General features: G+C 65.5%; 10 protein-coding genes and 1 pseudogene. 7 read left to right on the top strand and 4 right to left on the bottom strand.

Going from position 1 to position 11,864, the window contains the following annotated elements; all coding sequences use genetic code 11:
* Positions 1-2: 2 nt before the first annotated feature.
* Genes glgX through treZ form a run of 3 tightly spaced genes read left to right on the top strand, consistent with a single transcriptional unit; the run spans position 3 to position 6,154 of the window.
* Complete coding sequence (glgX, locus tag BKG60_RS11620) at positions 3-2,168, top strand: glycogen debranching protein GlgX (RefSeq protein WP_070188844.1); 2,166 nt, start codon at positions 3-5, stop codon at positions 2,166-2,168.
* 1 nt (position 2,169) lies between these two features.
* Complete coding sequence (treY, locus tag BKG60_RS11615) at positions 2,170-4,437, top strand: malto-oligosyltrehalose synthase (RefSeq protein WP_070943699.1); 2,268 nt, start codon at positions 2,170-2,172, stop codon at positions 4,435-4,437.
* Positions 4,430-6,154 (top strand): malto-oligosyltrehalose trehalohydrolase, encoded by a 1,725-nt coding sequence (treZ, locus tag BKG60_RS11610; RefSeq protein WP_070943698.1) that lies wholly within the window; start codon positions 4,430-4,432, stop codon positions 6,152-6,154. The genes treY and treZ overlap by 8 nt, the downstream gene beginning before the upstream one ends.
* Positions 6,155-6,158: 4 nt before the next feature.
* Here treZ and BKG60_RS11605 read toward each other — a convergent pair whose 3' ends face one another.
* A complete protein-coding gene (locus tag BKG60_RS11605; RefSeq protein ID WP_374244031.1) occupies positions 6,159-6,647 on the bottom strand; it encodes a winged helix-turn-helix transcriptional regulator in 489 nt (162 codons plus the stop codon).
* A 51-nt stretch (positions 6,648-6,698) separates the two neighbouring features.
* Here BKG60_RS11605 and BKG60_RS11600 point away from each other — a divergent pair.
* Positions 6,699-7,661 (top strand): annotated as a pseudogene (locus BKG60_RS11600) (MFS transporter); the annotation flags it as partial.
* Between the two features lie 226 nt (positions 7,662-7,887).
* Here the strand turns inward: BKG60_RS11600 and ilvA are convergent.
* Positions 7,888-9,180: a threonine ammonia-lyase IlvA gene (gene ilvA / locus BKG60_RS11595; protein ID WP_070188848.1), complete on the bottom strand. Its 1,293-nt coding sequence runs from the start codon at positions 9,178-9,180 to the stop codon at positions 7,888-7,890.
* 137 nt (positions 9,181-9,317) lie between these two features.
* On the opposite strand from ilvA, the gene BKG60_RS11590 reads away from it, so the two are divergent.
* Together BKG60_RS11590 and BKG60_RS11585 are read left to right on the top strand one after the other, a co-directional pair.
* Positions 9,318-9,755 (top strand): lipoprotein LpqH, encoded by a 438-nt coding sequence (locus tag BKG60_RS11590; RefSeq protein WP_070188849.1) that lies wholly within the window; start codon positions 9,318-9,320, stop codon positions 9,753-9,755.
* Positions 9,756-9,829: 74 nt separating this feature from the next.
* Complete coding sequence (locus BKG60_RS11585; protein WP_070943697.1) at positions 9,830-10,060, top strand: hypothetical protein; 231 nt, start codon at positions 9,830-9,832, stop codon at positions 10,058-10,060.
* Here the strand turns inward: BKG60_RS11585 and BKG60_RS11580 are convergent.
* Entirely contained in the window at positions 10,054-10,458 is a 405-nt protein-coding gene (locus tag BKG60_RS11580) for an SRPBCC family protein (protein ID WP_070943751.1), read from the bottom strand. The genes BKG60_RS11585 and BKG60_RS11580 overlap by 7 nt on opposite strands.
* Positions 10,459-10,595: 137 nt before the next feature.
* Here BKG60_RS11580 and BKG60_RS11575 point away from each other — a divergent pair, with 137 nt between their 5' ends.
* Positions 10,596-11,429: a class I SAM-dependent methyltransferase gene (locus BKG60_RS11575; protein ID WP_070943696.1), complete on the top strand. Its 834-nt coding sequence runs from the start codon at positions 10,596-10,598 to the stop codon at positions 11,427-11,429.
* Positions 11,430-11,440: 11 nt separating this feature from the next.
* Here BKG60_RS11575 and BKG60_RS11570 read toward each other — a convergent pair whose 3' ends face one another.
* Positions 11,441-11,830, bottom strand: coding sequence for a MerR family transcriptional regulator (locus BKG60_RS11570; RefSeq protein WP_070943695.1), 390 nt, complete (start codon positions 11,828-11,830; stop codon positions 11,441-11,443).
* Positions 11,831-11,864 lie beyond the last annotated feature (34 nt).

Here is an 11,864-nt window from a genome sequence, read left to right as displayed (position 1 = left end):
CCATGACGTCGTCATCAGTGCCGCCGTCGCCGGCTCCCACGCCGATGTCGACTGTCTGGCCCGGCGAGTCCTACCCGTTGGGCGCAACCTATGACGGTGCGGGCACCAACTTCTCGTTGTTCTCCGAAGTCGCCGAACGCGTCGAGCTGTGTCTGATCGCCAAGGACGGCACCGAGCACCGGATCAACCTCGAAGAGGTCGACGGCTACGTCTGGCACGCCTACCTTCCGACCGTCACGCCGGGCCAGCGGTATGGGTATCGGGTGTACGGCCCCTGGGACCCCGCCGGCGGACATCGGTGTGACCCCAGCAAGCTGCTGCTCGACCCCTACGGCAAGTCGTTCCACGGCGACTTCGATTTCAGCCAGGCGCTGTTCTCCTACGATCTGACGGCCGAACCGCCCGGCACCGGGACCCCGCCGCAGATCGACTCGCTGGGGCACACCATGACCAGTGTGGTGATCAATCCGTTTTTCCAATGGGGCTCCGACCGCGCACCCAAAACGGCCTATCACGACACCGTGATCTACGAGGCGCACGTCAAGGGGATGACCCAGACCCACCCCGGGATCCCCGAGGAACTCCGGGGTACATACGCGGGGCTGAGCCACCCGGTGGTCATCGAGTACCTCCAGTCGCTGAACATCACCGCGATCGAACTCATGCCGGTACACCAGTTCATGCATGATCACCGACTACTGGACCTCGGGCTGCGAAACTATTGGGGCTACAACACCGTCGGATTCTTCGCCCCACACTTCCAGTACGCGGCCACCCGGCACGCCGGCGGTGCGGTCGCCGAGTTCAAGACGATGGTCAAGGCATTCCACGACGCCGGCATCGAAGTGATCTTGGACGTGGTCTACAACCACACTGCCGAGGGCAACCACCTCGGTCCGACCATCAACTTCCGCGGCATCGACAACGCCGCCTACTACCGGTTGCTCGACGGACAACCCGAGTACTACAAGGATTTCACCGGAACCGGCAACAGCCTCAATGCCCGGCACCCGCACACGCTCCAACTGATCATGGACTCGTTGCGTTACTGGGTCCTGGAAATGCACGTCGATGGCTTCCGGTTCGACCTGGCCTCGACCCTGGCGCGCGAATTCTATGACGTGGACCGGCTTTCGGCATTCTTCGACCTGGTCCAGCAAGACCCTGTGGTCAGCCAGGTGAAGCTGATCGCCGAACCGTGGGATGTCGGCGAGGGCGGCTACCAGGTCGGCAACTTCCCAGGTTTGTGGACCGAGTGGAACGGGAAATATCGCGATACTGTGCGCGACTACTGGCGGGGTGAGCCCGCAACCCTTGGCGAGTTCGCCTCCCGGCTGACCGGATCCTCAGACCTGTACGAGGCCACCGGCCGGCGCCCGAGCGCGAGCATCAACTTCGTCACGTGTCACGACGGCTTCACCCTCAACGACCTGGTCTCCTACAACGAAAAGCACAACGAGGCCAACGGTGAGGACAACCGCGACGGTGAGAGCCACAACCGCTCCTGGAACTGCGGTGTCGAAGGGCCGACCGGCGACCCGGAGATCCTGGCGCTGCGCGCCAAACAGATGCGCAACATCATGGGGACGTTGATGCTGTCCCAGGGCACCCCGATGATCGCCCACGGCGACGAGATCGGGCGAACCCAATTGGGCAACAACAACGTGTACTGCCAGGATTCCGAACTGTCCTGGATGGACTGGTCGCTGCTCGAGAGCAACGCCGACCACCTGGAATTCACCCGCAAGGTGTTGGCATTCCGCAAGCGGCACCCCGCATTTCGGCGCCGGCGGTTCTTCGAAGGAAAACCGATCCGCAGCGGGGACCAGGTTCGCGACATCGCCTGGCTCACCCCGGCGGGCACCGAGATGACGCCAGAGGACTGGGGCACCGGGCTGGGCACCTGTGTCGCGGTGTTCCTCAACGGCGATTCCATCCCGGAACCCAACTCCCGCGGCGAACGCGTCGTCGACGACACCTTCCTGTTGTGCTTCAACGCCAATGACCACGAGCAGGGTTTCGTCACCCCGAACGGCGACTACGCCGCCGAATGGACCGGCGACCTCGATACCGCCAGCCCCACAGGTGATTCCGATCTGCTCGTGGCTGCCGGCGAAAAGGTTACGCTCCAAGCCCGCTCACTAGTCGTACTACGCAAGACGGCCTGACATGCCCCGCCCGGTCCTGTCCACGTACCGACTCCAGATGCGTGCGGACTGTTGCACATTCGACGATGCGTTGCATCTGCTCGACTACCTCGACCGGCTGGGCGTCTCGCATCTGTATCTGTCGCCGATCCTGACTGCTGCGCAGGGGTCCACCCACGGATACGACGTCACGGACCCCACGACGGTGTCGGCCGCACTCGGCGGTCCGGACGGGCTCAGGCGACTGTCCGAGGCTGCCCGGTCCCGCGGCATGGGTCTGATCGTGGACATCGTGCCCAACCATGTCGGCGTCGCGCACCCTGAACAGAACCCCTGGTGGTGGGATCTGCTTCGGTACGGCCGCGCCTCGGCCTTCGCCGGCTATTTCGACATCGACTGGGATCTCGATGGCGGCCGGATCGTGTTGCCGGTCTTGGGTTCCGACGACGATGTGAACGATCTGGTGGTCGATGGTGAACTGCTGCGCCTGGGTGACCTCGCCTTCCCTATCGCCCCGGGAACCGGCACCGGTACCGGACGCCAGGTGCACGAGCGCCAGCACTACCGGCTGACCGGTTGGCGCACAGGAATCTGCGGTTACCGTCGCTTCTTCTCGATCACCTCACTGGCCGCGCTGCGCCAGGAGGACCGAGCTGTCTTCGACGCGAGCCACGTCGAGATCAAGCGCTGGTTCGACGAAGGTCTGGTGGACGGTCTGCGCATCGACCATCCAGACGGATTGTCCGACCCGGCAGGCTATCTGCGATGGTTGCGCGAGCTCACCGGCCCCGATGCCTGGATCGTGGTCGAGAAGATCCTGGCCCCCGACGAAGCCCTCGATGCGTCGCTGCCGGTCGACGGCACCACTGGATACGACGCGCTGCGCGAGGTCGGCGGGCTGTTCATCGCCCCGTCCGCGGAAGCCTCGCTCACCGCGGTGAGTGGGCCCAGAGACCCTGAGGCCGAACACCGGCTCAAAGCCGCCGCCGTCACCGACACCCTGGCCGGCGAACTGAGCCGGCTGTGCCGGGTCATCACAGCGGTCACCGCACAGTCGGACCCACACCTGCCTGCCGCGGTCGCAGCGGTGATCAGCAGGATCGGTGTATACCGCAGCGACTATCCGGCACTCGATGCGATCCTCCCCGTCGCGCTACAGGAGACATCCTGTGCCACACCGGAACTCACCGAGGCACTGTCCATCATCTCGATGGCTCTTTCCCTCAGCCCCGAGCTGGTGGCCCGGTTCAACCAATTGTGCGGGGCGGCCACCGCCAAGGCAGTGGAGGATTGTCTGTTCTACCGCGATGCCCGATTGGTCTCGCTCAACGAAGTCGGCGGCGCACCGGATTTGTTCGGGGTGTCGACGGCGGAGTTCCATCAGCGGGCGACGACGCGGATGCGCGCGTGGCCGACGACGATGACCACGTTGTCGACCCATGACACCAAGCGTGGCGAGGATGTCCGTACCCGTATCGGGTTGCTCTCGCAGGTGCCCGCGACGTGGGCAGATTCGGTCGAACGGTGGATGGAACTGTCCACTCCCCCCGACCGCGACAGCGCGTTGTTCCTGTACCAGAACATCTTCGGCGTCTGGCCGGTCGACGGCACCATCACCGGCGACCTTCGCAGCCGGCTGCACTCCTATGCCGAGAAGGCGGTCCGGGAAGCTGCCACCCGAACCTCCTGGCATGACCCGAGCACAGTTTTCGAGAACGAAGTACACGCGTGGCTGGACCGGGTGATCGACGGGCCGGTCGCAGCCGAACTGACGGCGCTGGTGAGTCAGCTTGAGGCGCATGCCCACAATGACAGCCTGGGCCAGAAACTCATCCAGCTCACCGCACCCGGTATTCCCGACGTCTACCAGGGCACCGAAACGACTGAGGACAGTCTGGTCGATCCCGACAACCGGCGTCCGGTCGACCATGCCGCGTTGCGGGACGCGATGGAGCACGGCGACGACGACAAGCTGAATGTGGCCAGGGCGGCGCTGGGGCTCCGCCGTGCCCGGCCACAGACCTTTTTGACCGGCGGCTACACCCCACTGGCCGCGACCGGAAGCGCGGCCAAACATCTGGTGTCGTATCTGCGCGGTCAGGATGTTTTGGTGGCCGTATGCCGGTGGACCGTCGAGCTCGCCGAAACAGGTTGGACCGACACGGCATTGCCGCTGCCCGAAGGCTGTTGGCGGGATCTGCTCAGCGGCCGGCTCTGGTCCGGCCTGGTGCCGCTGACCGAACTACTCGCCGATTCGCCGGTGGCCCTGTTGGAGCGCACCGATGGCTGAATTCACCGTGTGGGCCCCCAACGCCGACCGCGTGCGGCTCGACGTGGACGAAGATCTGCACGAGATGGCGTGCACCGGGGGCGGCTGGTGGCGGGCTGAGGTGAGCTGCCGCGCCGATGCCCGGTACGGATTCGTTCTCGACGACGACCCGACGGTTCTGCCGGATCCCCGCTCAGCGCGCCAACCTGACGGCGTACACGAACGTTCCCAGCTGTGGCAGCCCACGCCCGACGCCTGGACCGATGGCGGCTGGACGGGTCGCTCCATCTGCGGCGGGGTGATCTACGAGCTTCACACCGGAACCTTCACTCCCGAAGGCACATTCGATGCCGCTATCGGCAAGCTCGACCATCTGGTAGATCTCGGCGTCGATTTCGTGGAGCTGATGCCGGTCAACGCCTTCAACGGCGTCCACGGCTGGGGTTATGACGGCGTGCTCTGGTACGCCGTGCACGAGCCTTACGGGGGGCCGGACGGCCTGATCCGGCTCATCGATGCCTGCCACGCGCGCGGACTCGGCGTGGTGATCGACGCGGTGTTCAACCACCTCGGCCCGTCGGGCAATTACCTGCCGCGGTTCGGCCCGTATCTGTCCGGTGGCAGCAATCCATGGGGCAGCTCGATCAACTTGTCCGACGCCGATGCCGACGAGGTTCGCGGCTACATCATCGACTGCGCGCTGCGCTGGATGCGCGACTTCCACGCCGACGGCCTGCGGCTGGATGCGGTACACGCATTGGTGGACAACACCGCGATCCATCTGCTCGAGGAACTCGCGGCCGATACCGATGGCCTGGCCGAAGAACTGGGCCGGCCGCTTTCGCTGATCGCCGAGAGCGACCTGAACGACCCGCGGCTGATCACCCCTCGCGATCGTGGCGGCTACGGACTGACCGCACAGTGGGACGACGACATCCACCATGCAATCCATAGTGCCGTCTCGGGCGAAAGGCAGGGCTACTACGCGGATTTCGGATCGCTGGCGACTTTGGCGCAGACCTTGAAACACGGGTACTTCCACGCCGGTACCTACTCATCGTTCCGCCACCGCAGGCATGGCCGTCCGTTGGACACCGCCACCGTTCCGGGCACTCGGTTACTGGCCTACACCCTTACCCATGATCAGGTGGGCAATCGCGCCGTCGGTGACCGACCGTCACAGCTACTGACCTTCGGCCAGTTGGCGGTCAAGGCCGCGCTGGCACTCGGATCCCCCTACACAGCCATGCTTTTCATGGGCGAAGAGTGGGGATCCTCCTCACCGTTCCAATTCTTCAGTTCGCATCCCGAACCCGAACTTGCCCGGGCCACCGCCGAGGGACGCAAGGCCGAATTCGCCGAGCACGGGTGGGATGCGGACGAGGTACCAGATCCACAGGACCCGCAGACATTTCTGCGGTCCAAGTTGAACTGGAGTGAGGTCGCCGTCGGCGATCATGCGAGTCTGCACAAGACCTATCGGGAGCTGATCGCGTTGCGGCGCAGTGAACCCGATCTCGGCGACCCCTGGCTGGATCACATGTCGATCGACTTCGACGAACGGCAGCGCTGGATCGTCCTACACCGGGGCAGCCTGGCCATTGCCTGCAACCTGGGCACCGACGCCGTATCGGTGCCGGTGGCCGGTGAAGTCGTCGCCGCCTGGGAGGACCCCGAGATCGGTTCGGCCGCTACCACATTGGCCGGCCACTCCTTCGCCATACTGCGCAGGCACTGACTGCTCAGTTTCGGCGCACCGACGTGGTGGACGAATCCACCGGGGTGCCAAGCGAATTCGTCGGCCGCAGTTCAGCCAGCGCGAAACCGTGCTCGTCGACCAGTTCGGAGTGATGCTCGTCCGGCGCGAACGCGTGCCGCTCGCCCCACTGACGCAATGCCACCACGACCGCGAAGAGGTCACGCCCGCCCTGTGTGAGCGTGTACACCTGCCGCCGGCCTGATGCGGCCGTCTCCCGGTCGAGAATGCCGCGCTCCACAAGGCGGCGCAGCCGATCGGTGAGGATATTGCGCGCGATCCCGGTGCGCTGCTGAAAGTCGGTGAAGGCCCGCGCACCGTCCATGGCGTCGCGGACGATGAGCAGACTCCAGCGATCTCCCACCAGATCGAGAGTGCGTGCGACCGGACAGCTGGGATCGGTCCAGGTCACATCGCCTCGGCACGGCACCGACTCGGCCATCACTCCCCCTGAAGAGTTGCTGAACGAAACCATTCTGCCGTAACCTCCAATTGGCAGCAATATGCAACTGATCGCGGAGGGTGCATGACACTGACCACCGGCCTGCGCCTGTTCTTCGCCACTGTGTGCGCAGTGGCCGTCGCAACGATCTACGCGGCACAGCCCCTGCTGGCCCAGATCGGACACGATCTGGGTATTCCGAAGGCCGATCTGGGCTGGATCGTGACGGCCGGCCAACTCGGCTACCTGGTCGGGCTGGCGGTCCTCGTCCCATTCGGGGACCGCCTCGACCGCCCGCGGCTCATCAGTGCGCACCTTCTCCTCGCCGCGATGGGTGTGGCATTGGCAGCGACCGCGGCGCAGACCTGGCTCCTGCTCACCGGACTGGCGGTCGCCGGGCTGTTCGCCGTCGTCGTCCAAACCACTGTCGCCTACGCCGCCGCGCTGTCCACCGCCGAACAACGCGGGCGCACCCTCGGCGTGGTGACCTCCGGAGTCGTGATCGGCATCCTGGGTTCACGCGTGGTGGCCGGCGCCATCGCCGCAGTGTGGGGGTGGCGAAGCGTCTATACCGGGCTGGCGGTGTTACTGGTCGCGCTGGCCTGTCTGTCCCTGAAAACCCTGCCGCCTGACCCACGGCACGGTCGAGCCCGCTACCTCGAGGTGATGACGTCGTCGGTCCGGCTTTTTCAGGAACGTCTCTTCGTCTCGCGCGGGCTCATCGCGTTCTTCTTGTTCGCATCCTTCGGAACGCTGTGGAGCGGCCTGGCGCTACCGCTCACGGCGGCTCCCTGGCATCTGAGCACCGCACAGATCGGCTTGTTCGGAATCGCCGGCCTTGCCGGCGCGATCGGAGCGGCCAGGGCAGGACGCTGGGCCGACGCCGGGCTCGGGCGGGCCGTCACCGGCGCATCACTCGTGCTGCTCACCGCGTCATGGCCGGCGATCGGGCAAGCATCATGGTCGCTGGTGCTGGTCGTCGGGGGCGTGATCCTGCTCGACTTCGCGGTGCAAGCGGTGCACGTAAGCAACCAGCATGCGCTCACCATGACCCATCCGCAGCGCACCAGCAGTGTCATCGGCGGCTACATGCTCTTCTACTCACTCGGCTCCGCCGTCGGGGCCACCGCCACCACCTCGGTGTACTCGATCGCGGGTTGGACCGGCTCCAGCTTCCTCGGCGCAGCCTTCGCGGCCGGCGCACTCGTCGTCTGGGCAGTCACCGAAAACCCGACCCCGGCAGCTGGAACCGGGAAAAGTGTGCGGCCGGCACTCAGGTCAGGTACCGGTATGTCGGCGTCCCCGGCTCGAGCAGTTCGACGTGGATATCGGAATCCTGCATCCGCGCCAGCAGCGGGTCCAGATCGGTCGCCGCGCTCAACTCGACGCCGCACAACGCCTCGCCGGTCTCCCGGTTGTTGCGCTTGACGTACTCGAACAGGGTGATGTCGTCACCCGGTCCGAGAACCTCATCGAGGAACCGGCGCAGCGCCCCGGGTTCCTGCGGAAAATCGACCAGGAAGTAATGCTTGAGCCCCAGGTGCACCAGCGACCGTTCAACCACTTCGTTGTAGCGGGAAACGTCGTTGTTGCCGCCGGAGACCAGGCAGACCACGGTGGAACCTGGCTCGATTTCGGCCTCCAGCAACGCGGCCACCGACAGCGCACCGGCGGGCTCGGCGATGATTCCGTCGTTCTGGTACAGGTCGAGCATCGCGGTACACACCGCGCCCTCGTCAACCGCGGTGAGCGCGACCATGTCCCCGGCGGCAGCCAGGGCGGCGTACGGCAGCGCACCGGCGCGCGCCACTGCCGCACCGTCGACGAACTGATCGACGTGCTCGAGAGTCACCGGTTCGCCCGCGGCGAGGGCCGCGATCATCGACGCCGCGCCGGCGGGCTCGACACCGAGTACCGACGTGTCCGAAGCACGCTCGGCGAGATAGGTGGTGATCCCGGCGATGCAACCGCCGCCACCTACGGGAACGATCACCAAGTCGGGCTCTTCGTCGAGCTGCTCGAGAATTTCAGCGGCGATGGTGCCCTGGCCGGCCATCGTGCGAACGTCGTCGTAGGGAGGCACCAGCGTGGCCCCGGTGCGCGCAACGTCCTCCAGCGCCGCCGCTGCGGCCAGATCGTAGGTCGATCCGACCGCGATCAGCTCGATGAACTCACGGCCGTGGTACCGAATCCGGTCCCGCTTCTGCTTCGGTGTCTTGGCCGGCACATACACGCGTCCATGAATCCCCATCGACCGGCACGCCATGGCGAAACCCTGAGCGTGGTTTCCCGCCGACGAACACACCACACCGGCGGCCAACTCGTCAGGCGGCAGCTGGGCCATCAGATTGAAGGCGCCGCGCACCTTGTAGGACCGCACGGCCTGCAGGTCCTCGCGTTTGAGGTAGACGTCGGCCCCGGTCGCCTCCGAAAGACGCTCGTTGAATTGCAGCGGGCTGCGGGTGACCACCCCGGAAATTCGCTTGGCAGCCTCGTCGATGTCGGCCGCGGTCAGCGGCGCGGCCAGCGGGGACACTCGGGAGCTTTTGCTCAGATCGGCAGTCACCGTTCAATGGTGCCACTGGCCAGCGGTTTCACCGCATCTGGGTAGGTGCGCACGCAGTAATCCCGGTATCGGCGCCACCGAATCGCAGAAATCCGCAAGATGGGGTTGATCCGGTTCCCAACTGGGAAAACAACCGTATGCGGCACATTCAGCGACGGAGAAAGCGGGCGGCGGCACTCACCGTGGCGATCTTGGCGCTGGCAGCGTCGGCATGTGCGACGACCACCGGAAGTCCGGCCGATGCCAACACCGCGCGCGTCTTCATCAACGATCAGGAGATCCCGACCGACTTCACCGTTGACTGCAAGCAACTGTCCTGGTTGTGGACGATCGAGACGCTGCCGAAAGAACCCGGATTCACCGCCATCGTCCAGACCGGGGCCACGGTCGAGCCCAAGGTCATGCGGATCCGGGATCTGACGGGATTTACCGGTGCCGCCCAGGCCGAGGCGACCGACACCAAGGCCAGTATCGACGGCACCGTGTTCCACTTCAGCGGCACGGCGCACGGCTCCTTCGCCGATCGCCCGACCAAACCGGCCGAAGTTCACTACCGTATGGACGCCCACTGCTGATCAGGCGGTGAATCGACACGCCCGATCCGAGGTTTCGGCTGGCCGAAATCATTGTTACGAGCTATCGTCAACGTATGACCACCGCCGGGAACTTTCGTAGCCTTACCTCCCGGGCCGATCACCAGGTCGATATCGCCGGGGTGCCCTGGCCGACCTACAAGCTGATCGCCCTGGCGGTCGGTGCGTTGGTGTTGATGGTCGTCGGCGTGGCCACGATGGACGCGGCACCGGCCGTGCTCTCTGCCGCTGCAGCCACCCTCGCGGTGTGGCTGGGGCTTCGCCAGTTCTGGTCTTCCGGTCAGTGACGTTCCAGTAGCCCGCGCAACGTCTCCAGATCGGCCGCCACCGCGGCGACATCCGCCTCGAACTCCTCATCGGTCATGCCGGGTCGCTGCCGGACCGTGAACACAACCTCACACGCCGTTGCGTCCACCCCGGCCGGTACGACCCGCATCGGGTTGTAGACCGCCGCGCCCGAGGGCAGGTACACCACGTGATCCAGCACGCCCAGCGTGTTGGTCGGCGTGAATTCGACGGTGACCTCACCCATCGGGGAATCCGCCACCCATCCTTGCGGAGTGAGGCGCAATCCGCCCTCAGCCAGTCCCGCCGCCCACGTGGCCAATTGCCGCGGATCGGAGGCATAGGCGTACACGGCGTCGGGGGCAACCTCGATCCAGACGCTCACATGCCTGCTGCGCATGGTTCCACCGTAGGCCGCCGGGCACTCACCGCGCATCCGGGCAGGCCGTGCAACCGCTGCGTGCATCCGGGATCACAAGGGCGGTAAACGATTTCGCCGAACTGTTCAGCCGCTGACCGGGGTGTACGGTCGGGCTTGTGGGTATTGCGACGACGGGCCTCAGCCCGATTGAGGAAACCGCATTCCTGACGCTCTACGCCAGGGCGCTCGACAGCCGGTGGGCCCACCCGATCCTGGGTGACACCATGGCCGCGCAGGCAGCCGAGCAACTCGACTACGACTTCGCCGGCCTCGGGGTTCAGACCAGTGTGGTGTGCCAGACGGCCCTGCGGGCCAAGATGCTCGATGATCGGGTCCGGGCTTTCGTGACCAAACATCCCGACGCGGTTGTGGTGGATCTCGGTGGCGGACTCGACAGCGGTGTGCACCGCGTTTCCCCTCCGGCCACTGTCGACTGGTACAGCGTGGACCTACCGGGGATCAGTGAACTGCGCGAAAAGGTGATCCCGCCGCTCCCGCAGGCCCATACCGTCGCCGCGTCGCCGGCCGATCCGGATTGGACCGACCCGATGCCATCCGATCGACCGACCATGCTGGTGGCCGACGGGCTCTTCGCCTTCCTCACGGAACCGGTGATCGCAGGCATCTTCCGGGCCGTGACCGAGCATTTCGATTCCGGGGAACTCGCATTCAACGACTATGGCCGCATCGGCTGGATGAGCCGCGCGGCCCTGAAGTTCTTTCCGGCCAAGATGTTCAAAGACGTCGGAAGTCAGTGGGGTTACCCGGGTTTCAAGGACGCCCACCATCCCGAAACTTGGAACCCGCGACTGCGCCTCATCGAGGAGTCGAGCCTGACCCGGCAACCCGAAGTCGACCTCTTTCCCCGCGTGCTGCGGATCGCGACGCGCGCCAGCGGCCTAAGCAAGGCCACAGCCCGCAAGGCGCGCATCCTGCGGTACCAGTTCTGACCGCTCCCGCGTCAGAGCGGCAGCTCGTGATGAATCCCGCAGGTGCACAGCTCGATTGACGGACACGTACACCGCATACCCCACTCGACGATGGCCCGTGCCCGCGCGAGTGCCTCCAGTTGCTCGTCGATCTCGGCCAACTTGGCCTGGGCGAGCTCGCGGGCCACCGGCCGGCCCGGTGAGTCGTCCTTGAGCAGCAGCCCGATCTCGGTCAACGAGAACCCGGCCGCTTTGCACAACCGGATCACTTCCAGCCGCATCAGGATCGACTCCTGATAACGCCGCTGCCCGCCCACCCGCTGCGGCGAGGGCAACAGACCCACCTGCTCGTAGTAACGCAGCGCGGTCTGGGCGACCCCGGACCGCTGCGTGACGTCTCCGATCGTCAGCGATGCGCCCATCTACCCACCTCCAACACGCTTGACTTAGAGTTAA

The sequence above is a fragment of the Mycobacterium syngnathidarum genome (assembly GCF_001942625.1).
GTDB lineage: Bacteria > Actinomycetota > Actinomycetes > Mycobacteriales > Mycobacteriaceae > Mycobacterium > Mycobacterium syngnathidarum.
Note: the sequence above shows the minus strand (reverse complement) of the source record. Positions and strands in the feature narration are given on the sequence as shown.

Excerpts from the sequence above, each read along its gene's own strand:
- glgX (WP_070188844.1), top strand. The coding sequence starts at position 3 with ATGACGTCGTCATCAGTGCCGCCGTCGCCGGCTCCCACGCCGATGTCG.
- treY (WP_070943699.1), top strand. The coding sequence starts at position 2,170 with ATGCCCCGCCCGGTCCTGTCCACGTACCGACTCCAGATGCGTGCGGAC.
- treZ (WP_070943698.1), top strand. The coding sequence starts at position 4,430 with ATGGCTGAATTCACCGTGTGGGCCCCCAACGCCGACCGCGTGCGGCTC.
- BKG60_RS11605 (WP_374244031.1), bottom strand. The coding sequence starts at position 6,647 with ATGGTTTCGTTCAGCAACTCTTCAGGGGGAGTGATGGCCGAGTCGGTG.
- BKG60_RS11590 (WP_070188849.1), top strand. The coding sequence starts at position 9,318 with ATGCGGCACATTCAGCGACGGAGAAAGCGGGCGGCGGCACTCACCGTG.
- BKG60_RS11585 (WP_070943697.1), top strand. The coding sequence starts at position 9,830 with ATGACCACCGCCGGGAACTTTCGTAGCCTTACCTCCCGGGCCGATCAC.
- BKG60_RS11580 (WP_070943751.1), bottom strand. The coding sequence starts at position 10,458 with ATGCGCAGCAGGCATGTGAGCGTCTGGATCGAGGTTGCCCCCGACGCC.
- BKG60_RS11570 (WP_070943695.1), bottom strand. The coding sequence starts at position 11,830 with ATGGGCGCATCGCTGACGATCGGAGACGTCACGCAGCGGTCCGGGGTC.